At 45.8% G+C, this 23,903-nt stretch carries 22 protein-coding genes; 13 read left to right on the top strand and 9 right to left on the bottom strand.

What is annotated here, in order from left to right; all coding sequences use genetic code 11:
• The first annotated feature begins 350 nt into the window (after nt 1-350).
• Nucleotides 351-1,529 (top strand): alanyl-tRNA editing protein, encoded by a 1,179-nt coding sequence (locus tag MHB85_RS04615; protein WP_192132643.1) that lies wholly within the window; start codon nt 351-353, stop codon nt 1,527-1,529.
• 117 nt (nt 1,530-1,646) lie between these two features.
• Nucleotides 1,647-2,951 (top strand): DUF1963 domain-containing protein, encoded by a 1,305-nt coding sequence (locus MHB85_RS04620; protein ID WP_192132645.1) that lies wholly within the window; start codon nt 1,647-1,649, stop codon nt 2,949-2,951.
• Nucleotides 2,952-3,112: 161 nt separating this feature from the next.
• Here the strand turns inward: MHB85_RS04620 and MHB85_RS04625 are convergent, their stop codons facing one another.
• Together MHB85_RS04625 and MHB85_RS04630 are read right to left on the bottom strand one after the other, a co-directional pair.
• Nucleotides 3,113-3,460, bottom strand: a complete 348-nt coding sequence (locus tag MHB85_RS04625) for a DUF1801 domain-containing protein (protein ID WP_192132647.1) — start codon at nt 3,458-3,460, stop codon at nt 3,113-3,115.
• Nucleotides 3,457-4,032 (bottom strand): GNAT family N-acetyltransferase, encoded by a 576-nt coding sequence (locus tag MHB85_RS04630; RefSeq protein ID WP_192132649.1) that lies wholly within the window; start codon nt 4,030-4,032, stop codon nt 3,457-3,459. The genes MHB85_RS04625 and MHB85_RS04630 overlap by 4 nt, the downstream gene beginning before the upstream one ends.
• 181 nt (nt 4,033-4,213) lie before the next feature.
• On the opposite strand from MHB85_RS04630, the gene MHB85_RS04635 reads away from it, so the two are divergent.
• The 3 genes from MHB85_RS04635 (at nt 4,214) to MHB85_RS04645 (ending at nt 6,594) form a co-directional block, all read left to right on the top strand.
• The gene (locus MHB85_RS04635; protein ID WP_192132652.1) at nt 4,214-4,669 is read left to right on the top strand and encodes a GNAT family N-acetyltransferase; all 456 of its coding nucleotides are present in this window, start codon (nt 4,214-4,216) and stop codon (nt 4,667-4,669) included.
• A gap of 155 nt (nt 4,670-4,824) precedes the next feature.
• Entirely contained in the window at nt 4,825-5,106 is a 282-nt protein-coding gene (locus MHB85_RS04640) for a hypothetical protein (protein ID WP_105601025.1), read from the top strand.
• A 135-nt stretch (nt 5,107-5,241) separates the two neighbouring features.
• Nucleotides 5,242-6,594, top strand: coding sequence for an amino acid permease (locus MHB85_RS04645; RefSeq protein WP_341072468.1), 1,353 nt, complete (start codon nt 5,242-5,244; stop codon nt 6,592-6,594).
• A gap of 103 nt (nt 6,595-6,697) precedes the next feature.
• On the opposite strand, the gene MHB85_RS04650 is transcribed toward MHB85_RS04645, so the two are convergent.
• Both MHB85_RS04650 and MHB85_RS04655 read right to left on the bottom strand, forming a co-directional pair.
• The gene (locus tag MHB85_RS04650; protein WP_341072470.1) at nt 6,698-7,672 is read right to left on the bottom strand and encodes an alpha/beta hydrolase; all 975 of its coding nucleotides are present in this window, start codon (nt 7,670-7,672) and stop codon (nt 6,698-6,700) included.
• Nucleotides 7,669-8,298: a TetR/AcrR family transcriptional regulator gene (locus MHB85_RS04655; RefSeq protein WP_091015914.1), complete on the bottom strand. Its 630-nt coding sequence runs from the start codon at nt 8,296-8,298 to the stop codon at nt 7,669-7,671. The genes MHB85_RS04650 and MHB85_RS04655 overlap by 4 nt, the downstream gene beginning before the upstream one ends.
• Before the next feature lie 371 nt (nt 8,299-8,669).
• Between MHB85_RS04655 and MHB85_RS04660 the strand changes: the two genes are divergently transcribed.
• A complete protein-coding gene (locus tag MHB85_RS04660) occupies nt 8,670-10,424 on the top strand; it encodes a methyl-accepting chemotaxis protein (RefSeq protein ID WP_341072471.1) in 1,755 nt (584 codons plus the stop codon).
• A gap of 114 nt (nt 10,425-10,538) precedes the next feature.
• Here the strand turns inward: MHB85_RS04660 and MHB85_RS04665 are convergent, their stop codons facing one another.
• Complete coding sequence (locus tag MHB85_RS04665; protein WP_341072472.1) at nt 10,539-11,450, bottom strand: LysR family transcriptional regulator; 912 nt, start codon at nt 11,448-11,450, stop codon at nt 10,539-10,541.
• Nucleotides 11,451-11,566: 116 nt separating this feature from the next.
• On the opposite strand from MHB85_RS04665, the gene MHB85_RS04670 reads away from it, so the two are divergent.
• Nucleotides 11,567-12,610 carry a 2,3-butanediol dehydrogenase gene (locus tag MHB85_RS04670; RefSeq protein ID WP_341072474.1) on the top strand — a complete coding sequence of 348 codons (1,044 nt, stop codon included), beginning with the start codon at nt 11,567-11,569 and terminating at the stop codon, nt 12,608-12,610.
• 192 nt (nt 12,611-12,802) lie between these two features.
• Here the strand turns inward: MHB85_RS04670 and MHB85_RS04675 are convergent, their stop codons facing one another.
• Nucleotides 12,803-13,315, bottom strand: a complete 513-nt coding sequence (locus tag MHB85_RS04675) for a GNAT family N-acetyltransferase (protein WP_341072475.1) — start codon at nt 13,313-13,315, stop codon at nt 12,803-12,805.
• Between the two features lie 129 nt (nt 13,316-13,444).
• On the bottom strand, nt 13,445-14,209 hold the full coding sequence (locus MHB85_RS04680; protein WP_341072476.1) for a helix-turn-helix transcriptional regulator: 765 nt from the start codon (nt 14,207-14,209) through the stop codon (nt 13,445-13,447).
• A 361-nt stretch (nt 14,210-14,570) separates the two neighbouring features.
• Here MHB85_RS04680 and MHB85_RS04685 point away from each other — a divergent pair, with 361 nt between their 5' ends.
• The 5 genes from MHB85_RS04685 to MHB85_RS04705 all read left to right on the top strand — a co-directional run bounded on the left by MHB85_RS04685 (nt 14,571) and on the right by MHB85_RS04705 (nt 21,527).
• Nucleotides 14,571-16,892, top strand: a complete 2,322-nt coding sequence (locus MHB85_RS04685) for a beta-L-arabinofuranosidase domain-containing protein (protein WP_149846282.1) — start codon at nt 14,571-14,573, stop codon at nt 16,890-16,892.
• A gap of 82 nt (nt 16,893-16,974) precedes the next feature.
• Nucleotides 16,975-17,541, top strand: a complete 567-nt coding sequence (locus tag MHB85_RS04690; RefSeq protein ID WP_149846283.1) for a Uma2 family endonuclease — start codon at nt 16,975-16,977, stop codon at nt 17,539-17,541.
• 394 nt (nt 17,542-17,935) lie between these two features.
• Nucleotides 17,936-18,667 (top strand): hypothetical protein, encoded by a 732-nt coding sequence (locus tag MHB85_RS04695; RefSeq protein ID WP_091016231.1) that lies wholly within the window; start codon nt 17,936-17,938, stop codon nt 18,665-18,667.
• Between the two features lie 12 nt (nt 18,668-18,679).
• Entirely contained in the window at nt 18,680-20,368 is a 1,689-nt protein-coding gene (locus tag MHB85_RS04700) for a vWA domain-containing protein (RefSeq protein ID WP_341072479.1), read from the top strand.
• 19 nt (nt 20,369-20,387) lie between these two features.
• Nucleotides 20,388-21,527, top strand: a complete 1,140-nt coding sequence (locus tag MHB85_RS04705) for a toxic anion resistance protein (RefSeq protein ID WP_091015899.1) — start codon at nt 20,388-20,390, stop codon at nt 21,525-21,527.
• A 122-nt stretch (nt 21,528-21,649) separates the two neighbouring features.
• Here the strand turns inward: MHB85_RS04705 and MHB85_RS04710 are convergent, their stop codons facing one another.
• Nucleotides 21,650-22,183, bottom strand: a complete 534-nt coding sequence (locus tag MHB85_RS04710) for a hypothetical protein (RefSeq protein WP_341072481.1) — start codon at nt 22,181-22,183, stop codon at nt 21,650-21,652.
• A 128-nt stretch (nt 22,184-22,311) separates the two neighbouring features.
• The gene (locus tag MHB85_RS04715; protein ID WP_341072483.1) at nt 22,312-22,932 is read right to left on the bottom strand and encodes a TetR/AcrR family transcriptional regulator; all 621 of its coding nucleotides are present in this window, start codon (nt 22,930-22,932) and stop codon (nt 22,312-22,314) included.
• Between the two features lie 192 nt (nt 22,933-23,124).
• Here MHB85_RS04715 and MHB85_RS04720 point away from each other — a divergent pair, with 192 nt between their 5' ends.
• A complete protein-coding gene (locus MHB85_RS04720; protein ID WP_341072484.1) occupies nt 23,125-23,883 on the top strand; it encodes an SDR family oxidoreductase in 759 nt (252 codons plus the stop codon).
• The last annotated feature ends 20 nt before the right edge of the window (nt 23,884-23,903 follow it).

Raw genomic sequence — 23,903 nt, forward strand, 5'->3', positions numbered from 1 at the left:
ATTTCTCTTATCACCGGATTTCCCCCTGAAGGGAGAAATCCGGTGATAAAGGAGTACGCTTCGCTTCTTCAGGTCCTTTCTGTCTGCTTCGCTCTTGTGTCTGTAATAAGTAATATAACTGCAATCTCCATTCCGGTGTAATCATGGGTCAAACCATATCCAACGTTACATTAAACGTGGATATAAGTAAGGGGACCGCTCTGTAGCTTGGCTTACAGAGTGGTCTTTTTGATATGGAGGAGCGGTCTTGTGTGCCTTAAATTGGATTCGCAGTTCCAGATAGTGTAATCTGGAGGTTAGGTGCAGATCGGTAAAAAACCATTTGAACGAGAAGGGATCGGGATGATTCAATGACGCAAAAAATCTATTATGACTCTGCTTATACAAGAGATTGGCATACAACGGTTACAGGCAGAGTGGACAAGGAAGATGGTATATATGTCACACTGGCGGAGACTGCTTTTTACCCGCATGGTGGCGGACAACCTTGTGATCTGGGACAAATTGGTGGCATCGCAGTTCTGGATGTGAACATTGAAGATGGCGAGGTGTGGCATAAGCTGGAACGCGCCCCTGAACAGACTGAGGTACATTGTGAGATTGACTGGGAGCGCAGATTCGATCATATGCAGCAGCATACGGGTCAGCATTTGTTATCGGCAATCACTCTGAAGCTGACTGAAGCCATGACGCTCAGTTTCCATCTTGGAACGGAGTATGACACGATTGATGTGGCTGCGCCTGAACTGGGAGCGAATCAATTGACCGCCATTGAACAAGAAGTGAATCGCCAGATCTATCGTAACGCTCGCATCAACACGTCCTGGGTTACAGCAGAAGAGGCAGCACAATTGCCACTGGTGAAGCAGCCTACGGTAACGGAAGACATTCGTATCGTCGAGATCGAGGGTGTGGAGTATAACGCCTGCGGCGGAACGCATGTGTCGGCGACGGGTGAGATTGGGATCATCAAACTGCTGAAAACTGAAAAAGTGAAAGGCGGCACCCGCATTTATTTCAAATGTGGAACAAGAGCGCTGAATGAATTCACATCCACACAAAACGTGCTCAATAGCATCATGGTTAAATTGAAGACCAGCAAGGACGAATTGTTGGAGCGCATTGAGAAAATGGAGCTGGAGCAAAAACAGCTGCAAACCGAGCTGAATGCAGTGAAAACAACGAACGATGCCTATTATGCGGAGGAACTTCTGGCCGCCCGGCAGGGGCTGGTGATTGCTCAGGTCTTTGAAGACAAATCGCTCAAGGATATGCAGAGCCTTGCCACCAAGCTGACGGCAGACCATGAAGGCCTTGTACTCTTTGCCAGTATCTCAGAGGCCAAAGTTGTTCTGGCACAGAACGGACAGCCGCCTGAATGGGCTTGTGGACCTTTCTTCAAAGGCAATCTTGGAGCCTACAATGGCAAAGGTGGCGGCAGTGAAAAGATGGCTCAGGCAGGCTTTGTCAGCAGTGAAGATGCACTTGCCTTTTACGAATTCACCAAGGATCAGCTGGGACATCACTGATCCTGATTTGTATTTTCCAGATACGAATACGAGATAGGTAGCATTGAAGAAATATGGAGTAAGGAGTAGACACGTCACATTGTGGCGTGTTTTCCATGGATTTTAGGAGGTGGAAAAATGACAGAACGAATTCCGTGTATACGGGAAGGGTGTACAAATACCATTTTACCTACAACAGTGGCGAAAACGGGTGGGTATTGCATGCCTTGCAAGCAGGAGATGGAGCGAGAGGAGCGCCAGAGATACATTGAAGCGAATCGGCGTGACGTAAACTTGTATGCGGGCATCACAGACCCGGTGGGAATTTTGAAAATTATGCACGAACCTCAGGTTCGCGATCCGCTAATTCGCTACGTGCCGTATGAAGAATCTAAAGAACAGGTGTATCTGTCTTTGTCTGTAGAGCAACAAGATCAGATGAAGGATTATGCGATGCAACGGATTCGTACAGGTGATGAAGATATGGCCAAAGACATTCTGGTATATCTGGTCTGCTACCATGATATATCGTTAACTGCCGAAATTCCTGAGCTGCTGGAACAGAAGATTTATTATCCTGCCATTTTGGTTAAAAGTGCCTCGACTGAAGTGCGAGATCATCTCTTGCAGCAGGTAAACACCGATGATGAGAATAGGAACCATATTTTGCTCATGCTGGCTCATATCGGGGATGATGTTGTCGTGCAGCAGTTCAGGCAGTGGAGACAGTCTCCGCCATCCTGGGCGAGCGAATTGTACGTGGCACCTGAGCATTACACCACTGAAGCGGGTTGGGAGCTTACAAAAGACGGGCAGCGCAGGGAATTATTCACTACCCCAAGTTATTCACTCTATAAAGTAAAAGAGAGTGAAGCAACTAACGTGGCAATAGCCGGAGGTTTGCTCTCGATGCTAACTCCTAGCAACAATTGCTGTCCATGGTGTGGTGGTGCGTTAACGACCTTAATTAATCTGGATGTTAAGCATCCGGCACTGCGGGACGTGTCTTGGCATGCCGAGCGACTTCAGTTCCAGACTTGCGTGATATGCAGCAGTTATGGTGTGGTTTACATGGAGCTGGACGCAGGAGGGGAGCCGTTATGGAGTTCACATAACGTGATGCCTGTGGGAGCAGAAGAGATGGACTTGGATGACTATGGTAAACTTGCACCGGATGTGGGCCGGCAGTTTCGGATTGCGGATGCATCACGTCATGCATTCCATGCCAGTGAGTGGGCGATGGAGCCATCGTTATCTCAGGTCGGTGGTCATCCGGGATGGGTCCAGGATGCCGAGTATCCAACGTGTCCATGCTGTTCCATGAGAATGAAGGCTGTAGCACAACTGGATTGGGGTGAAGTTGAGGAGTATGGTGAGGGTATGTATTACATGTTCATATGTGAGCCGTGTCAGATGACCGCCGTATCGTACCAGCAATCTTGATGGTGGAAGCTATGATTAAAAGCTATTATTAGCAATCATCTTATTAGTAATATTACACCGCTGTTAGGGTTGGAATGACAGTCGCAGCAAACAATAGCAAAGGGGCATCCCGTAAGTTCTTGAACTTCATGGGATGCCTTTATAATGTACGTCAGATTTTCCTACAAGTCCGCAGATGCCTGCTTCAGCAGTCCAGCCAACCATTCATAATCCGGTGTATCTTTTTCCTTGAGCTTGATCGTTTTGCGTTCTTCCGAGCCTTCAAATATCCCATCGGGTAGATCAAGTCCAGTTGCATGAAAGATGGTGAAGGACACGGCTTGTTTGGATGGAGAGATGACCGCAGCGTACTTACCGTTTTTCAAAAAATGAGGTTTCTTGTATTGCACACGTTCCTGTACGTCAGGGATGGTATCATGGACCAACTGTCGCAATTGTTCAGCGACTTGTATTTGCCAGGGGATCTGAATCTGTTCAATAAACGCAGTAACTTCTGCATTTTTGGTCATACTTGTTCACCCTCCGTATGGATCTGACTGTGTGTTTCCCATTCTGGTCTCAGGATTCCCATCATCAAGCGGTCGTAACGCTTGCCATCACGATATACAGCGGAACGTGCCCGTCCTTCCAACTGAAAACCAGCCTTCTCATAGGAGCGAATCGCTTTGGCGTTGTAGGCGATGACATCGAGACCAACCCGGTCCAGATTCATCTCATGGAATGCATATCGTAAAATAAGATTCAACGCTTCCGTGCCATATCCCTTGTTGCGATGTTTGGCAAGTCCGATGCCAATGGCAAGTTGTCCGCAGCGGTTGTTCCATTCAATGCTATGAATGACGACAAAACCAATCAGCGTATCCTCTTCATGCGTGCGCAGTCTGAAGTAAACTTCCTTGTTCTTCGTTTCGCCCTCATCTTCCAACTGTTTCTCTGAATAGGGAATGGCAAGATCAGTATCCACATTCCGAAGGTACTCCGGATCTTCGTTCCATTGCAGCATGGTCTGCACGTCTTCAGGACGTGGGGGAGTCATTTTTAATCGTTTGCTATAAAACAGGTTGTCCGTAGTTAGTGTCATAGGGGTCTCCTTTTGGCATCTGATAGCCTCATCATACTGGAAATTATAGGTGAATCACAATAGCGTATTTCAGTGGATATAAGTAACCTCTTGTCATAAAACCTAACACGGTAGTAATATGAGTTAATCGATATACATTCAGTGATAGAACCAATAAAAATGTCGGCAGGAGTGATACGTTTTGGAGATCAAAGTGGATGATTTAACTGGAGTACAAGTGAAGACATTAATTGCAGAGCACTTGCAAGGGATGGCAGCGGATTCGCCTCCGGAGAGTATTCATGCGTTGAATCTGGATGGGCTTAAGAAACCTGAAATTACATTCTGGTGTGCGTGGGAAGGGGAAGACTTGCTCGGTTGCGGGGCCATCAAAGAACTTGATCCAGCGCATGCAGAATTGAAATCGATGCGTACCGCTTCGGCTCATCTGAGAAAAGGCGTAGCAAGAAAAATTTTGGCCCACATTATGGACGTTGCTGTAGAACGTGGTTATAAGCGAGTCAGTCTGGAGACGGGCTCCATGGATTCGTTTATTCCGGCACGGAAGTTGTACGAAGACTTCGGATTCAAATATTGCGAACCATTCGCGGATTATACATTGGACCCAAACAGCGCATTTATGACGAAAACAATCTAAATGGATTTACGTGAGAAACCAGTATTCTGTTTTTTACAGGATACTGGTTTTTTATTTTTGCAACATATCGTACATTTTTAAAGTTGGAAAAGGAGTAGAATACACGCAATGATGTAACATGGACCATGCTATGAAAAGGGTGGAGGGAGCCGTGGATGATATATTGGTGGTTGGATCAGATGAATCCGCTGTTTGCCGTCTTGGTGTTATGTCCTATAATTGCTGTGGTGCTTGGAGTAGGCAGTTATTTTGCCAAATGGTTTAGACTCTGGGTAGCGCTAGTTATTTCTTTTATGTTGCCTTTGTTGTATATCGCGAGTGATCTTTCAACATTGGGTAGTAACATAGGCGCTTGGTTCATCTATGGGGCAGGGTATAGTTTGATCAGCTGGGTTGTATACAGATTGCTTCATGCAATTGTGGGGTATAAAACATAGATTATGTCCGTATGCTTGGGATGAATTGGCCATAAGGAACTACTGGGCTGATTGATGAACAATAGGGTATACTGGACATTATGTCTATGAAACAAGACAGCAGTACAGACGTTTTTTACATCAGGAGGATTTGAATTGGCTCAGACAGAAGGAACACTACAGAAGAAGCTTAAACCAAGACACATCAGTTTTATGGCTATGGGTGGTGTCATTGGAACAGGGATTTTCAAAGGCAGTGCAGAGACGATCGGACTCGCAGGTCCGGGCGTGATTGTCACGTACATTTTTGCTGGATTATTGCTGTTGGTTGTTATGGCCGCGATGGCAGAGATGGCTACGGTGTACAAGAACAAAAATATGAAAGATTTCGTGCAGGAGGCATTTGGTAGCCGAGTATCCTTTGTTATGGGATGGATGTATTGCTTTCTGTGGTTATCGGTATGTGTCATTGAGGTGATTGCTGCCGGGAGCTTTTTGCAGTATTGGTTCACGGAAGTACCGCTGTGGATGCTGAGTCTGGCTTGTGCGGCGTTCATTATACTCGTTAATCTGTTAAGTGTAGGTGTGTTCGGGGAATTTGAGTTTTGGCTGGCCGGAATCAAAATTGCCATGATCATTATTTTTATCTTCCTGGGTGCCGGGTTGATCTTTGGCATTATCCCAAGTGATAACACTCCATATCTGCAAAATTATACGCAAGCAGGCGGGTTCTTCCCGAACGGATGGTCATCGATTTTCTCGGCACTGCTTGTGGTCATGTTCTCTTATGGGGGATCGGAGCTGATTGGTCTGACCCTGACCGAGACGGAGAATGCAGAAAAAGTGATGCCCAAAATCGTGGGCAATTTCATGCTCAGAATTATTCTGTTCTTCACCTTGCCAATTCTCATCATCTGTGGTCTTATCCCATGGAATGAAATTGGGCCGGAGAGCAGTCCGTTTGTACAGGTGCTCGCCTCCACGGGACTGCCGGGAGCAGCACACATAATGAACTTCATTTTGGTGACGGCAGTTCTGTCTGCTGCAAATTCAGGGATCTATGGTGCATCCCGGATGATGCACTCCATGGCAGTGGGCGGGGAAGCTCCGAAGGCATTGTCAAAGACGAATCGCAACGGTAGCCCTATTAACACACTTCTGGTGTGCTCAGTAGTTTTGCTCGGAGGTTCCTTGCTTGGCCTGTTCGCGCAGGATCAACTGTTCCGTGTATTGCTCGCAGTTCCGGGGTTTGTCGTGATTCTTGTGTGGATCTGTATTGCCTCATCCCAGTTGAAACTGCGGAAGAAATATCCGGTTCAACCGACCTTCAAAGTTTGGGGATTCCCTTATATAACCGGAGCCGTGGTACTATGTCTCAGTGTGATTGCGGTGATGTTTGTGTTTGATGAGGGTAATCGGTTCAGCATTAGCATCTGTCTTGCCGTGCTCGCGGTGCTGATCATCTGGTCCCTGATTCGATTCAGAAAGATGAATGGACGGACCGTTTAGTATTTGTAATATATAGATGTACGATAATACGTAACAAAGAACATCCCGGCGGTGGTATTCGAGCCGGGATGTTCTTTGTGTTAATAGTCTTTTGGTATTCAATTTATTGTCCTACATACTTATCCATAAAGTGATCTACTCTTTGGAAATAATCAGTAGGATAATGATTAATCGCATCAATGTGTTCCGTATTTTGAGGATACCATACTTCTGCATTGGGATTATTTTTTAAGGACTCATAGATCTTTTCTGTATTTTTATAACTTATTTGCTGATCCCCAGTACCGTGAATGAGCATAACGGGCTTGTCTTGCATCTTTTTAACCGCGTCCATGGGTGATACGGAATCGAGATCAACGTTAAAGACCCAATCCGCCATCCATGTCGATGTATAACTGAAAGGGAATGCAGGTAAACCTGAGAAGAATGGCAGGCCCTCTCTCAGAAATAAACCGGCATTACGAAATGGACTATCTGCAATTACAGCCTGGATATCATCACTTTCACTTGTGGCCAGTAGAGAAGTAGCAGCCCCCATAGAGAAGCCGATAACTCCAATATGGTCTCCCGCATGATCTCTGGATTTTAGATAGTCTACAGCCCCAAGTAAATCGTATTTCTCATGTAGTCCCAGCGTAATCAAATTCCCATCGGACTTACCCTGTGAGCTGAGATCAAAGGCCAGTACGTTATACCCCTTTGGAACGAAATGTTCTACCAACTTGGGAGTACGACCTTTGACTAAACGATTACTCGTATACCCATGCACGACAATAATTGTTTTGTTACTTGCTGTGCCTGAAGATATACTCGCTGGAAAGAAAGTTCCTCGAATCGTATTATCATTTTTCATACTCTTGAATTCGACTTCTTCGTAAGGTGTTTTCTCCATATTCAACTCGTAGCTGACATTGGTATCTCGTGGATGGTGTAATAACGTGTCTACTACTTTATAGGATACAAAGAATACAAGAGAGACAATAAGCACAAGTGCTATCCCCAGGCCCCATAATAGTTTCTTGTGTTTCTTCATACGACCTTTAAAGGTCAGAGCAGGGGGTAAAGATGATTGACTCATTGAGATTCCTCCAGTGTTTCTTCGTGTTGTATGGGTGCAAACAGATAAAAGGCATGTCCCTTCAGATTCTCCCACTCAGGATGATGAAGGATGTCATCTCCGAGAGTTAAAGCTACTCCATTCAAAAAAGAGATATAACTTCGAGAGATCATCGCTGGAGAGAAGTTTTTGTTGAACTCCCCCATGGCTTGTCCCTTTGTATAGACAGATTCAATCGTATCGGTCATTATTTTAATGCTTTCAAGAACCTTCTGTGTAAGTTCGGGAAATCGGGTTCGTTGCCCCAAGACAGATTGAACAAGTCGCAGCTCATTGGTATAGAAGTAAATATGACTGAATTGTTCTTCTACCATGTTTTTAATCAGCGTACCTGGTGTTCCTTTTTGTTGTAGAGAAGCAAGTGATTTCTTCTGAATATCATCAAGCGGTTCAAGTACAGCGGCATGGAACAGAGCTTCTTTGCTTGGGAAGTATTGAAAGATGGTTCCGGAAGTTACTCCTGCAGTTTTTGCAATAATAGCCGTTGTGGTATTGGAATATCCGCCTTCGGCAAACAGGATCACGGCTTCTTTTAGGATTCGTTTACGCCGCTCGAGTCTCTTTTCCTCATTAACCGGTCTGGCCAAATGAATTCTCCTCTCATCATTACAATTAATTAATTAACTGATCAATTAATTAATAATATAACTGAATTAATTCCTTATGGCAATAGTAAGTTGTCCATTCATTTGCTGAAAGGATTTTAACTAGAAGTGGTTACAAGACAAAGGTATATATTGCAGGTTCTGTTGGGAAAAAAACTAAAATTATGCCTAGATGTAGTTTCTGCTAACAAATCTACCACATCCATGATAGCGTTTTTATGATAACCCAATATTTTCTTGCCTAATTCGACATATTCGTTTACTATTTTCCCATACTTAGTGCTTCAAGCATGTGTTTTTTGGGTATCGCCTAGTCAAAAAGGCTTGGGTTCACGGGAGAGGAAGAGGAGCGGATGATCGGTTTTTTTAGGAAACGTTTGGTTGTACGCATTGTTGCAGTCGTTACACTGGCCATGACGATTATAGCTGTTGGCAGCATGCTGTTACAGGTGGCCAATATGAAGCTGGCTGCGCAGGAGGCCATATCGAGTTACAATATCCAGATTGCTCAGAGTTATGTGAATCAGCTGGATACCGCATCTTATGCCGAGTTTGCCAAGAATCCCAAGGAGAATGACGCGTTCTTGAAGATTCGTGATGAGCTGGATGATTTTCGCGTAAGTATCGGGGCCATGTATGTCTATTTCGTCAAAATAGATGACAAAGGTACGCCACTTATTATGGTGGACGGCATGAAGGATGCAGATAAAGCCTCACCGATTAATGAAGTGACGGATGTCCCTCAGGAGGCTGTACAGAAGCTGTTGCAGGGGCAAACAGCCAGTTCTTCAATCATTAACAACGAGGAGTATGGCGACTATATTTCCTCTTATGCTCCTTTGCTCGATAGTAACGGCGCTGTAACAGGTGTCATTGGTATCGATACGGCGGTATCGGTGATCGGAAGCATTGAGTCAGATATTATGAAGTCGAGTATTCCTTTTTATGCTTTGCTGCTTTTAATTACACTTATAGGCATTGCCGTTGTCATGTGGTTTATCGTGAGGGGACTGCGGCCACTTCAACCGCTTAAGGCGAGTGTGGAAAAAATGGCACAGGGTGAGCTTGCAAAAGCCAACAAAATTTTGACGTCGTATCGTCTGAAAAGCAAAGATGAGATTGGAACCACATATCAAGCGATGATACATATGTCCGGCAACTTGAACAAGATCGTGAGTAACATGGTTGAAGGCGTGGCGGTAACCACCAATATTTTATCGGAATCAACGAAGGAATTTAATCGCAGTACCGAAGAGATGCTTGAGATGGGCAAGACGGTTGACCAATCTGTCGAACAGATTAGACAAGGGGCACATACACAGAAGCAGGGTGCGAGCGATAGCGCGCATGCGATGGAAGAGATTGCAAAAGGTATTACGGATATCTCCGAATCCTCGATGGTTGTATCGGATGCGGCAACAAGTGCGCTTTCTACGGCGGAGTCAGGTAAACAGAGCATGACACTGATGAAAACACAGATGGAGAGCATCTCACATGTCTCAAGTGAAGTTGTAGCGATGGTTCAGGTGCTGAACAACTACTCCCAGGAAATTGGTGGTGCCCTGCACACGGTTCGTGATTTTGCGAGTCAGACGAAGCTGCTTGCGCTTAATGCATCCATAGAGGCAGCACATGCAGGAGAACATGGCAAAGGTTTTGCGGTTGTGGCGGATGAAGTTCGGAAGCTTGCTGAGGCCTCAAGCACATCCATGGAACGGATTTCCGACTTGCTGCTTCGTATTCAACAAGAATCACAGCAGATTGGCTCACAGATGGGGGTTACTGCAACCGAGATTGGACAAGGGGTTACAATTACCGCAGAAGCGGAGCAAGCTTTCGCCCATGTGGTTGATGCGTTCCAACTGGTGACCAGTCGCATTCAGGAAGTCTCCGCTGCGGCAGAGGAAATCTCGGCAGGTTCGGAAGAGGCTGCAGCCTCTGTCAATACGATCTCGCAGATCTCAGCCGGAGTATCGGATCATTCGGATGAAATCTATCGCTTAATGCGTGAACAATCGGCCATGTTCAACAGGGTGGCGCAGACCTCCACCATACTGGAGCAGCAGACGAACGAGATGAGCGAAGCCGTACGCAAAGTTAAAGTATAGTTTGAGTAAGGTGTAGTAATAGTAACGCAAGAGGTAGTCAGAAAAGTGTTCCGCTCTTGGAGAAGTTGGTGTTCATCCCAAACTTCCTTCAAAGGGAGGAGCACTTTTTTAGATTTAAACTTTTAAATGATCCAGCTCTATCGCCTGTCTGAAGCGTTGGGCGAATCGTTCTGCAGCTACGGCGGACTCCTTGGACTCCGTCTGTACGAAGCCAATTTGCATTTTCGGTTGATCGATTCCAGTGATCTCTACCATCTTCACCAGACCTTCCTTCCATAATGGATTTTGGTAAAAGGAAAAGTCGTGACCAATCGTGGCGGCAATATCGTTTCGTAACACCATGTTGATGGCTTCTGAATTATTTGTTTTAAACAGAATGGACAGAGATCCATGATCATAAGTGAATTCCCTGATGAAGTCTTCGATGAAACCATCTCGATAGAGTGCCAGCTTGTGTTCTTTTAATTGATCAGGTGAAACACGGCTGTGTTTGGCAAGTTCAGACAGGTGATGAGTACCAACTACCAGCTTGCCCGAGTACATGGGACTGAAGTGAAGTCCATCGAATTCCCGCAATTGTTTGGCATAGATCGCGATAAAGCCCAGATGGGTTTTGTTACTCCGAATATCCTCGATAATTTCCATGGACCCTTTCTCTTCAATCGAGATGTTAAGTTGGGGGTGCTCACGCTTCATATCTGCAGCAGACTGGACAAGATACGGCATGACACTTGGAAAAGTAGCCACATGAAGCTCTCCGCTAAGAGAGGAGGTTTCTGCGTTCAGGGATTTCAATTCATCAATCCGCTGCAAAATGTCCAGTGCCTTGGCAATGAATTGTTTGCCTTCGGGAGTGGGGTGAGTTCCCTGCCGCGAGCGTTCGAACAGGATGATACCCAATTCTTTCTCCAGACGATGAACCGATTGGCTGATCGCCGATTGTGTGACATGCAGATGCTCCGAGGCGGCGGAGAATGATTGCGTTTTTGCAATTTCAACGACATATTCGAGCTGTTCCAGATTCATGAGTTCATCTCCGTTTAGCATTAATACAACTAATGTTAACATTAGTATCTATAAATATGAATAATACATGAACAGCGATATAATATATAGACAATCATATAAAGGGGATGAACTTCATGAAAGCAGCAGTATGGTATGCCCATAAAGACGTGCGTGTGGAAGAACGGGAGGTTCCGGTCGCTCAAGCGGGTCAGGTCAAAATCAAAGTGGAATATGCAGGGATCTGCGGCAGTGACTTGCATGCCTATCATCATGGTGTGGGCATTCAAGAAGGCGAGAATCATCCGCTCTCAGGACAAAAAGCACCGCTGACATTGGGTCATGAATTTGCAGGAACCGTGAGTGAATTGGGGAGTAATGTAAGCGGTATCAATGTAGGGGATCGAGTCGTGGTAGAGCCGTTGTACCATTGTGGAACATGTGAGTACTGTATCCAGGGGCGTTATAACCAGTGTACTCAATTTGGATTCGTTGGACTGAATGGTGATGGTGGTTTTGCGGAGTATGTTGTTGTTGAATCCTACATGGTTCATCCCATACCGGATAACGTAACTTTCGAAGAAGGCGCGCTCGTTGAGCCTACGGCAGTAGCCTTTCACGCGGTTCGTCATAGCAAGCTGAAAGTGGGGAACAAAGTAGCCGTATACGGAGCCGGTCCAATTGGATTATTGACGATTCTGTCTGCCAAAGCAGCAGGAGCCTCTGAAATCTATGCAGTCGATGTATTTGAGGAACGTTTGGACTTGGCAGTCAAGCTGGGAGCCATTCCGGTGAACAGTGCCAAAGTCAATGCAACCGAAGTGATTTTGCAGCAATCGGGCGGCATTGATGTGGCCTATGAAGCAGCGGGTGTGCAACCAACGATGGATAGCGCCATTGCGGTTGTCAAAAAAGGTGGAGAAGTTGTTGTCATTGCAGCAATTCCGAACCCGCTTCAAGTGAACTTCTTCGATCTTCTGGTGAAGGAAGCGAACCTGACAGCAACGTTGGCCTATCGTCACATTTTCCCTGAAGTGATTTCATTGATTGCGGAAGGATCGCTTGATGTGAAACAGGTCATCACCAAAAAAATCAAACTGGACGACATCGTGCAGGAAGGACTTGAACTGTTAATGACCGACAAGAGCCATGCGAAGATTTTGGTGGAGATTGGCGACTAAAAACCGTTCGCTAACGAAGATAGATTTTCATATCAACGTAATTGAAGTATAAGTTTTAGATCGCGAAAAAGACCGTTCATCCGTATGAATGGTCTTTTTCGCGTTATTCAAGTAGAACACACATCTTTCACTAGCTACTCTTCATCAATCATATTCCGCTGATCGCGGCTCTCAGATTACTTTTACCGTCGACTAGGAGTCATATCGGTAGCAGATCGCCTTACCCCCGCTACTCTCGGAGCTGAATTCCTCATCCTCTGTAAATCCGAAACGCTCATATAAACGGATGGCGTTGACCATCTGACCGCCTGTATATAAATACACCGTATTTTTGCCCATGTTCTTGGCAGATTCCACGCATTGCTGGAGCAATTCTCTGGCGATTCCATGACCTCTCCATTTTGGATCAACACCTAACAGCCGAATAAACGGATAATCGATTGGTAATTCAAAGTCTGGATAAGCCTTGCGCGCTGTTTCGAATAATTGGACTGTACCGACAATCTGATCATCAATCTTGGCGATCCATAATTGTGTCAGGTACGGATTAACCACTGACTCTCGAATATCTTTTAGGTAGGCCTCCCAGCGTTCATTTTGCTCAAAAGTCTCCCGATACTCGGCGTAACTTGCAATAAGGATATCTATAATCTCTGGATGGTCCGTTTCTGTGGCAGGATGAATCGTAACGGCAGCCGTTGTCATCTAATAATTCCCCTTCTCTTATGGGTTAAGTTTGGAATATCGTTTTCTTGCATTTTACCATAACGGATTCAATCCGATTGATTCAAATATTCTATAGTAAACTCAGTCATTTCTATAGATCAAAGCATATCAGCGATTGAGCTGTGTGGAATACAGATGATTGCGATATTCGGTTGGCGTATTGCCTTCGTATTGCTTGAACATGCGCAGGAACAGCTTGTAATCGGAGAAGCCGCACTGTCCGGCAATTTCTTTTACACTGGCATTGGTGTTCAGCAGCAGCTGTTTCGCCCGGCGAATACGTTCGGTGAGGATATAGGTTTTGAGTCCAGTACCTTTCTCGCGCTTCACCATTTTGGAAATATAGTCTTTGTTAAAATTAAAATTTTCTGCAATCTGACTCACCGTGATGTTTGTATGCAGATGAATATCGACCCACTTGCAGATATGGTCCACAATCGCATTGTGCGGGCGATAATCGGCCTCTATATTACGCTCCAGTTCTCTGAACAACAATAGCAATGCAGCGTCGGCTTCCTCCGGTGAGAAGGATGACACATGCAGCAGCTGCTTAAACAACTGATTGGCCATGGAAGGTACCTGAATGGTGGCATGTGTCCTAAACTGGTTGAAATCTGCCAACATGGCATCATAGTGAACCCAGTAGAAGCTGACGGGGGCGTCGCTGATTTGGTAGCCATAGTGGGTGCTACCCGCGCGCAGAAACAACAGATCGTTGGCACGAACTACATATTGTTCCTCTTCTTCCGCGATGTACATCTCACCTTCCAGCATCAAAATGATCTCATGCACAGGCATGCTGCGTCTCATGTGGCTCCAGTTGCCTTCGGATATGAACTTGCCGCACAGGTAATGTTCCAGTGGCTTTTGCATAGGACGGATTTATCCACCTTTTCTTGGATTATGAGTCTGATGTAATTATATTTTATTTGATAATATGGGGATATTCAAGCTCGGAAGTGGATTGTTGAGTATTGGACATATGGAACAGAACACGGATTTTACCCCTTAAGAATGAATGGATATCTATATAAGTTGAACTAAGATAACGGAGAGGACAGAAAAAACCTGAAAAAGCGAAGCGTTCGCCTTTATCCCTGGATTTTCCCTTGAGAAAGGGGATCAAAAAAATCTGGGGATAACAGCGATTGGAAGGTTATTCTGTCATCGTAGTGTCAGTGTAAATAATCTTTAGTTCAACTTATCTATTACATCCCGAGAAGGAGTGAGTGTCATGATTGATACGAAAAAAGGATTTCTGGGACCGGAACATGTAGATCTGTTAAATGGAGTGTTCCAAACATCACAAGAGGTGGGGGAGCGTTACCTGTTATCGCTGGATATTGATCGATTCCTGGCTCCATGCTTCGAAGCTCATGGTTTACCTGCCCGAAAAGAGCGTTACGCGGGTTGGGAGGCACGTACCATCAGCGGACATTCCCTCGGACATTATCTGTCTGCCCTGGCTGTGACGTATCAGGCAACCGGGAATATCACGTTAAAAGAAAGACTGGATTATGCTGTCACCGAACTGGCGAGAATCCAGCAGACCACAGGGAGCGGATATATCGGCGGTTTGTCGGAAGAACCTTTCCACATGGCTTTTCGAGCAGAGAATATTGGTGGATTCAATATCGGTGAATACTGGGTTCCCTGGTACAGTGTGCACAAAATCTATCGCGGCCTGATTGATGCGTACAAACTCACTGGTAACGGACAGGCACTTGATGTAGTTACTCGATTTGCAGACTGGGCGGTAGAAGGTTTGCTCCCGATGACAGAAGAACAGATGCAGACGATGCTTCAAAGTGAACACGGGGGCATGAATGAAGTATTTGCACACTTGTATGGGATCACGGGCAAAGCCTTATACCTTGAGATCGCCAATAAGTTTACCCATCAATTGATCCTGAGACCCTTGGAACACAAGCAGGACGATCTTCAAGGCAGACACGCCAATACTCAGATTCCCAAAGTGATCGGTGCTGCCGAAATCTACAATCAGGATCATACCCATGAGAGTTACCGGACAGCGGCAGAGTTTTTCTGGAACACCACGGTGCATCATCGTTCTTATGTATTTGGTGCGACGAGCATTTCGGAGCATTACGAAGCAAAGGGCATGGAGAGTCTCGGGATCAAAACAGGAGAGAGCTGTTGTACTCACAACATGTTGCATCTAACGAAGCAACTCTTCGCCTGGAATCACGATAGTGCCTACATGGACTATTATGAAAACGCCATCTATAATCATATCCTCGGCACGCAGGACCCCGATACGGGGAACAAAACATATTTTGCATCAACGCTACAAGGCCACTACAAAATCTATGGTACTCACGATACCGCCTGGTGGTGCTGCACAGGATCAGGCATGGAGAACCCGGGCAAATATGCCGAGGCCATCTATTTTGAGAATGAACAAGACCTGTACGTCAACCTGTATATCGCTTCCCAACTGGATTGGGCGTCACAGGGATTATCCCTGAAGCTTGAAACCGACTTTCCTTATTCGGAAAAGGTGACCCTGACGATCACCGGAGGCAGCGCCTCGGCTCATCTAAGATTACGCGTACCCTCATGGCTGCAAGAGCCAATGACGGCAACGGTTAACGGGGATACGGAACATCCGTATACACGGATGGAACCCGGCTATCTGTCCATCGACCGCATCTGGTCTGCGGGCGATGTCATCACAATCACCCTGCCGATGTCACTTCGCCAGTACACCTCCCGGGATGATGCCCACAAGGTGGCATTCCTGTACGGCCCGATTGTACTCGCCGGTGCACTGGGAAACGAGGGTCTTCCAGAGGATACGATTGTGGATGAAACAGCACTGAATCCCAAGACCGCACCCGTACCTGTGATCTGGACGGAGCAGGAGGATGTACAAGAGTGGATCAAGGTTGTAGATGCAGACACGTTAACATTCGAACTTAGCAAGGATGTCACTTCCACAGGTGAAGCCGTGAAACTCATTCCGTTCTATGATGTGCATCATGAATTTTATACCGTGTATTGGCCGTTTAACGATGAAGGTGATGCGCTCGAGAAAGAGTTGAACGATATCACGATCGACAGGGTTCAGGCTGACGGTCAGCAGGATGAGATTGGACATCAACTTGATAGCAACTGCCGTGGGGAGCATCACAACGGTTCAACCACAGATGGCCGTAAGAAGTTGCATATGTGGCGAGAGGCTTTTGGCATCAGTGGAGCTTACTTCAGTTATCAACTGGCAGTGGACCACGCCGCAACCAATTATTTATGTGTGGCCTATTGGGGTGGAGATCATTCCCCGTTTGAGCGGGAAGGTACGTTATATGAGAGACAATTCACCATTACCATGGATGGAACACTCATTGGAGAGCAGCGAATTCATATGAACAAGATTGGCGACGTGTTCTATGTGACATATGATATTCCTGAGAGCGTAACATCAGGTAAAGACAGCGTTAAGGTCATGTTCCAGGCGAAGGGCGACAATGGCTGTGCCGGGAAAGTCGTAGAGGTACGTACTACACGAAGCAAACCGGAATCTCTCTTTGCGTAATAAGAGGCATGGTGTGAAAAGGCGCAAACACAATGTTATAATGAAAATAAATTACGGTTAGGTGAAAGAGGAGGTTGGAAGTGTGGCAAAACCCGATAATAAAGGTACTTATAACTTTCAGGATTGGTTAACTTGGGAGGGGGCATGGGAATTAATTAACGGCAAAGCTTTTAATATGTCTCCAGCACCCACTTCATTGCACCAGTTTATTGTGGGTGAGCTGCACTTCTCTTTGCGGACTTTTTTTCAGAATCGGAAATGTTTCGTGTTTGTTGCCCCTTTTGATGTGTATTTTAGCGAAAATGAACAATATGACCTGCCAGATCAAGTTGTACAGCCTGATTTATCGGTGGTTTGCTCCAAAGACCAGATATCTAAGAATGGCTGTAACGGTGCACCTTCTTTAATTATCGAGGTGTTATCGCCTTCGACTGCGCTAAAGGATTTTAACGAAAAATTTAACTTGTATCAGAAATACGGCGTGAACGAATACTGGATTGTTGACCCCGGGAATCAAACCGTCCATGTGTACACGTTGGAGGATGGCAGTTACCAGACCCGTCATCTGTATACAGAGCAGGAAACGATTATATCTGTCTTGTATCCTGAATTGCACATTCCGCTGGATTCGTTGTTCAAGCTCAGGTAGTGGAAACTAAAAAAAGTGAACCAACGCATAAGGGACGAAACCGGATGATTTCCGATTCGTCCTTTTTGCAGTACTATTTTTCAGACAAGTCTTATATAAAAAATGACACGCATAGCTATTTTCCACGTATTACCTGATAACATTTCTTCTCCACAATCTGCTGTTTGAAAAGACGTACTTCTACGGATTGACCACCAAATTTCCTGCCTAGTTCCACGTTGTCCCTGAAAATATGAAATGGGATAAGCCCAAACCACGTATATTATGAGTATTCGAATATCCAATGTTATCCACCTGAGAGCGTTAACATCATGTACAATAAGAAGAAGTTGATCAGGAAAATTACGACATGAGGCACCAATATATAACATGAAAGGAGGTCGGATGATTGAACATGATCAAGTACATAAAATTATTGGGATTAATCCTCGGTATTGTGGCTGTGAATGTTCTGGCATTCTCACCCGGCTTTATAGGGCTGAATTTCGGGGAGGGTGCATTCACAACTGCGCTATCCGTTACCCTGTTGTTCGGTAGTGCAATGGCACTTTTATATGGCAGTTATACCTTGTTGTTGAGGCAGCCGATAGTCCTGCCCGTGAAGCATATCGAAACACATGAAGATTATGTGGAAGCTTTATCTTTTTATAGACGCATCAAGGTCCTCGAAGAAGATATTACGCTGGGGCTGTCCCAACTTAGCCGGATGAAAAAGAAGAAAGAAACACTCTTGAATGTGCTTCATCAGCGGTTTGATCCGGGGGAACTAAGCTACAAAAAATTCGCATCGGTCACGCTGGAAGTGGAGAAGCTGTTGTACCTGAATATCCGCAGTGTGCTGAACCGGTTGAATGTATTTGATGAAGCCGACTATGCCAACATGATGAAATCCAAATCCTCAAACCTTCCCCAAAAACTTTTTCAGGAAAAAACCAAGGTATACAACGATTATCTGTCTTATGTGAAGAATGCATTACACACCAATGAGGAAATTTTGCTCAAGCTTGATCAGTTGTTATTGGAGATTTCACGCCTCGACAGCTTTGAAGCCGGAGATATTGAACAGATGCCTTGTATGCAGGAGATTGATCAGTTAATCAAGCACACCAAATTATACAGACAGTGAGGGGTTGCTCGTATGGCCAAGAAGGGAAAGTTTTTTTTCATATCGATTGTAATGCTGGTACTCGTATTTGGTCTGGTCTATGCAGGGATTACACTGACGTCGAACTTTGGCAAGTCGACCACACAGGTGAGCACAGAGAATGCAGGTAAGGAACTGGGCAAACTGTACGCGGACATTGCACCAGCAACGGCAGAACCGGTCAAAGGACAGATTGATCTCGATCCGGTCGATGTGGCGGAATCACTGCCGGATATCTCCAAATTCGCAATTGCCGTAGAGAATACAACGAATGATTACGTCGAAATTTTCTCTTCCCCAGAGAAGTCGGGCAGCGGGGTAGACGGCTGGTTAACCGAGGTGGGCGAGGAATTCAACAAAGCGAATATCAGCGTTGGTGGAAAACCGGTATCGGTCAAAATCCGCAACATTGCCTCCGGAACCGCTACCGATTATATCAAGTCGGGCAAGTATATACCGGATGCATTCACACCTTCCAATGAACTGTGGGGCGAGATGGTTGAGGCCAGTGGGGTGAAGACAGAGATGGTCTCCAAGCGATTGGTTGGGAATGTTCCTGGTATTGTCATTTCTAAAGCCAAGTATGATGCACTGGTTGATACCTATGGCTCCGTTAATGTAAAAACCGTAACCGAAGCGATTGCCAACAATGAACTCGCGATGGGATATACCGATCCATTTGCCAGCTCCACCGGACTGAACTTTCTGGTGACTGCACTGAATACGTATGATAGCGCCAATCCGTTGGGAGAGAAGGCGATTGAGGGATTTGAGAAATTCCAGACGAATGTTCCGTTTACGGCCTCGACAACCATTCAGATGCGGGAAGCGGCCAAGTCAGGCAGACTGGATGCCTTTGTACTCGAATACCAGACGTATGTGAATACCGCTGATCTCAAGAGTGGTTACGTCTTTACACCTTTTGGCGTGAGACATGACAGTCCGCTGTATGCATTGGGACAATTGCCGCAGAACAAACAGGAGATTATCCAGAAGTTTGCGGAATTCGTAACCCAGGCGAAGTACCAACAATCAGCGGAAGAGTTTGGTTTCAACGGGTTGCAGGATTACAAATCCGAACTGGCCACCGTGGATGGCGGCACGTTGTTGTCTGCACAGAAAGTATGGAAAGAAAAGAAAAACGGCAGCAAACCGATTGCCGCGGTGTTCGTGACGGATGTATCCGGAAGCATGGACGGCGAACCGCTTAACCGACTGAAGGAGTCCCTGCGCAAAGGTCAGAAGTACCTGGGTACAGACAACAGTATTGGCTTGGTCTCTTACTCCAGTGGGGTAACCGTGAATCTGCCCATTGCCAAGTATGATACGAACCAGCAGTCCATGTTTGTCGGAACAGTGGATAGTCTGCAAGCTGGCGGAGGGACGGCGACCTTTGACGGGATCGTGGTAGCGATGAAGATGCTGGAAGATTACATGGCTGCTAATCCAAACGTGAAGCCTTTAATCTTTGTCCTGAGTGATGGCGAGACCAATGAAGGTCACACCCTGAAGGATATTCGGGATCTGGTCGAGACGTACAAAGTGCCGATCTATACGATTGGGTACAACGCAGACATCAAGGCTCTGGAGAGCATCTCCAGTATTAACGAAGCGGCAAGCATCAATGCCGATACCGATGATGTCGTGTACAAGATCGGTAACCTGTTTAACGTACAGATGTAATCTAAAGGGGGAACTATAGATGTCATTTTCAATGGAAATACCGAGCCACAAGGAAATTCAGAAGGTGATTGAAGAAGAGGTGAAACCCGTGCCCGCCGAGGTCGCGGAGCTTCAACAAGTGGCCGATGCCAACGTAGAGATGATTATGACACTGGATCTCGAATCCCTGGAAAAACGCAAAGAGATTCTGCAATCCATTGACGGCTTTGGTATGAACACGATGAGATCCTCTTCCGAGAAAAACGCCTTGCTTCAAGTCTCCGTTGGACATCTGTCCAAGACGGGAGACGAGGGCGGTCAGGTCGCCAAAGGTTTGACCGAGCTGCATATGCAACTGAAGGATCTCGACCCAAGTGTGGTTGATTTCGCCAAGACCGGCTTCCTCGGGAAATTATTCAATCCGCTTCGCGCCTATTTCCTGAAATACCAGAAGGCTGACGCAGTCATCGCTGACATCGTAACCTCTTTGGATAAAGGCAGGTCCACCCTGCGTAACGATAATACGACGCTGGAGATCGAACAACAGAACCTGAGAGAACTCACCAAACGACTGCAAAAGGAGATTCAGCTTGGTGTGCTCATGGATGAGTCCATCGATGCGCAGATTGAAGCCGCCAAGGTTCGCAATGAGGACCCCGAGAAAGTCCGCTTTATTACAGAGGAAGTACTGTTCCCGCTCCGTCAGCGGGTCATGGACCTGCAGCAAATGCTGGTCGTGAATCAACAGGGCATCATGGCGATTGAAGTAGTCATCCGTAACAACAAGGAGCTAATCCGAGGGGTAGACCGGGCCAAGAATGTAACGATCTCGGCACTGAAAATTGCTGTTACGGTAGCGAGTGCTTTGTATAATCAGAAGATTGTATTGCAGAAGATTGAATTGCTGAACCAGACAACCAATGATCTGATTGCGGGTACATCCAAAATGCTCAAGGATCAGGGGATTGCCATCCAGAAGCAGGCATATGAAGCCAGCATTTCCGTGGATACGATGAAACAGGCGTTCACCGATGTGTTGTCAGCACTCGATTCGATTAGTCTTTATAAGCAGGAAGCCCTGCCAAGAATGCGCGAGACGATTAACCAGTTCCGTGAACTTGCGGATACCGGAGAGCAGCAGATTCAGCGTTTGGAGAAAGGGCAGAAGCTGGGGCTGTAAGTCAGAAGAGAGAGAAATACAATGTCACTTGTTAGATGGCTATCATTTGTATAATTAGAAAAAGCGATCATTCCTCATTAAGCATGAGGAATGATCGCTTTTTGGTTCTCTATAATTAGTGACTAACTGTCATATCCCAAACTTCTTGCATAAGCATATAACTGTTGTTCACATTGGTCCATTAGAACAGCAGCGGTGTTTACTTTTGCATTTCCCTGTTTCAGTAATGTGTAATTCACTTTGTTCTTGGAGACTGCTTTTTGGTACAAGAGGTACCCTTCGAGCTGAGTGTAACTTGCCTTGATAAATGTGGCGTGAATTTTCTTAATTTGCGGGTTGGTAGGCTTGATTTGTTTTGCCTTGGATACCAATTTTGTATAATTGGGGATCACTGTATTCGTAAGTTTAAGATACATGGACTTGCGGTTCGTTGAAGTTACCTGAGTATCGATGCTTTCCAGAGCGGTAAAGGCTTTGGCCTCATAAGTTTCAAGAGCAAATAACTGAGTAGTGTACTCCTTAAATTCTTCATAACTCTGATCTGAATATGTAGAGGTTGCTACTTTGGTTGCATCGGCAGAAGCGGCTGGAGAGAAAAGCACTCCGCCAAGCAAAACAAAACTGGTAATCAATGATATAATCCACGACTTTTTCAAATGTAATGTCATCCTCCTTTTGTTTGTATTCCATTGGATAATCTAACATATCAATACCAGAAATTACAGGAATGTATTTACATTATTATGGTGATAAACCTTTCTTAAAATCCCTCTCAATGACCACGCTATAGGGAAGAATGGCGATTTGAATGTTCATCTTTCAACACGACATTGTCGGGCCTGTAATGAATGATCTTGAACAATTCCTCGGCCATGTAGGCGGGGCTGTGCTTGAAATCCTGTCTGATCCACTCCATGATCATGCCAAATATCGCATGAGACTGGTAACTTGCCAGCAGTTCAGGGTTAATGTGCTGCGGGAAGATTTGGTTCAGATCCTGTAAGGAAAGATCTCGAAGAACATCGCAGATCATACGCTGAAAATTGGAGGAGGCCTCCGATTTCACAACCAGTGTGTAGAATTGTGCATGCTGGTGCACATGTTCAAATATAGTGATGGCCGAAGAGGGCATCAGACCAACCTCGAACTCTTTCAACCCTTGATAGGGTTTGCGAAAAGAAGTCACCAGATCCTGAATCACATCATTGATGATCTCATTGAACAGGTCTTCCTTGTACTGATAATGTCTGTAAAATGTACCTCGATTCAGGTCGGCGCGCTGGACAATATCCGTAATGGATATTTCTTTAAAGGGATGTTTTTGCATCAAATGGATGAGGGCATCCTTCAGCGCAGCTTTTGATTTCTTGATTCTTCGGTCCATCGAATTTGGGGTTTCAGACATCTATTTTCCTCCTCGCGAGTTCAATTTATTAATTAAAGAACATTTGGGCTTAGTAGTGTTGTTTAACGTACAACTGGACAAGCTTTTACTGATTGAAGTGAAACGCTATGACTTATTATACTAAGGATAAGAGTTAATGAACATTTGTTTGTTAACTTATTGTAAACGAATACACAAAGGAGGATACATGGAATGAAACTTCAAGATAAAGTGGCAGTTGTTACAGGTGCTGGTTCAGGTATGGGGAAAGCGATCGCCACGTTGTACGCCCAAGAGGGTGCGAAAGTAGTTGTATCGGATATTAACGAGGAATCCGCACAGGCGGTAGTGAATGATATTAAGGCACAGGGCGGGGAAGCGATTGTGGTTCTGGCCAATGTAGCCAAAGAAGAAGATGTGCAGAATCTGATTGATACAACGGTGAGCACATACGGTACAGTAGATATTCTGATTAACAATGCGGGCATTATGGATGGCATGGAGCCGGCAGCGGATATAACGGATGAGAAGTGGGAGAGATTGTTCGCTGTGAACACAACCAGTGTGATGCGGACAACACGGAAAGTATTGCCGATCTTCCTGGAAAAACAAAAAGGTGTCATCGTGAACATTGCTTCGGCAGGTGGATTGCACGGCGGACGTGCAGGAGCAGCCTATACGGCTTCCAAACATGCGGTCGTGGGCTTCACCAAAAATACAGGGTACATGTATGCTGAGCAAGGCATTCGTTGTAATGCTATCGCTCCAGGTGCCGTGGCAACCAACATCAGCGCATCCATGGCTGGTATTAGCCCATACGGTGCAGGGCGGCAACAGCTGGGCATGGCAATCAACCCACGCATTGGGACGAGTGAAGAGATCGCCAAGGTGGCCTTGTTCCTCGGATCGGACGAGTCCAGCTTCGTGAACGGAACCGTCGTTACAGCTGATTCAGGCTGGAGCTCTTATTAATTCATTCAAGAGCAGTCGAG

The organism is Paenibacillus sp. FSL K6-4396 (assembly GCF_038002525.1).
Taxonomy (GTDB): domain Bacteria; phylum Bacillota; class Bacilli; order Paenibacillales; family Paenibacillaceae; genus Paenibacillus; species Paenibacillus amylolyticus_B.

What these genes read in the sequence shown, in the direction of transcription:
- MHB85_RS04615 (WP_192132643.1), top strand. Translation starts at nt 351, where the DNA reads ATGACGCAAAAAATCTATTATGACTCTGCTTATACAAGAGATTGGCAT.
- MHB85_RS04620 (WP_192132645.1), top strand. Translation starts at nt 1,647, where the DNA reads ATGACAGAACGAATTCCGTGTATACGGGAAGGGTGTACAAATACCATT.
- MHB85_RS04625 (WP_192132647.1), bottom strand. Translation starts at nt 3,460, where the DNA reads ATGACCAAAAATGCAGAAGTTACTGCGTTTATTGAACAGATTCAGATC.
- MHB85_RS04630 (WP_192132649.1), bottom strand. Translation starts at nt 4,032, where the DNA reads ATGACACTAACTACGGACAACCTGTTTTATAGCAAACGATTAAAAATG.
- MHB85_RS04640 (WP_105601025.1), top strand. Translation starts at nt 4,825, where the DNA reads ATGATATATTGGTGGTTGGATCAGATGAATCCGCTGTTTGCCGTCTTG.
- MHB85_RS04650 (WP_341072470.1), bottom strand. Translation starts at nt 7,672, where the DNA reads ATGAGTCAATCATCTTTACCCCCTGCTCTGACCTTTAAAGGTCGTATG.
- MHB85_RS04660 (WP_341072471.1), top strand. Translation starts at nt 8,670, where the DNA reads ATGATCGGTTTTTTTAGGAAACGTTTGGTTGTACGCATTGTTGCAGTC.
- MHB85_RS04665 (WP_341072472.1), bottom strand. Translation starts at nt 11,450, where the DNA reads ATGAATCTGGAACAGCTCGAATATGTCGTTGAAATTGCAAAAACGCAA.
- MHB85_RS04670 (WP_341072474.1), top strand. Translation starts at nt 11,567, where the DNA reads ATGAAAGCAGCAGTATGGTATGCCCATAAAGACGTGCGTGTGGAAGAA.
- MHB85_RS04675 (WP_341072475.1), bottom strand. Translation starts at nt 13,315, where the DNA reads ATGACAACGGCTGCCGTTACGATTCATCCTGCCACAGAAACGGACCAT.
- MHB85_RS04680 (WP_341072476.1), bottom strand. Translation starts at nt 14,209, where the DNA reads ATGCAAAAGCCACTGGAACATTACCTGTGCGGCAAGTTCATATCCGAA.
- MHB85_RS04685 (WP_149846282.1), top strand. Translation starts at nt 14,571, where the DNA reads ATGATTGATACGAAAAAAGGATTTCTGGGACCGGAACATGTAGATCTG.
- MHB85_RS04695 (WP_091016231.1), top strand. Translation starts at nt 17,936, where the DNA reads ATGATCAAGTACATAAAATTATTGGGATTAATCCTCGGTATTGTGGCT.
- MHB85_RS04700 (WP_341072479.1), top strand. Translation starts at nt 18,680, where the DNA reads ATGGCCAAGAAGGGAAAGTTTTTTTTCATATCGATTGTAATGCTGGTA.
- MHB85_RS04705 (WP_091015899.1), top strand. Translation starts at nt 20,388, where the DNA reads ATGTCATTTTCAATGGAAATACCGAGCCACAAGGAAATTCAGAAGGTG.
- MHB85_RS04715 (WP_341072483.1), bottom strand. Translation starts at nt 22,932, where the DNA reads ATGTCTGAAACCCCAAATTCGATGGACCGAAGAATCAAGAAATCAAAA.
- MHB85_RS04720 (WP_341072484.1), top strand. Translation starts at nt 23,125, where the DNA reads ATGAAACTTCAAGATAAAGTGGCAGTTGTTACAGGTGCTGGTTCAGGT.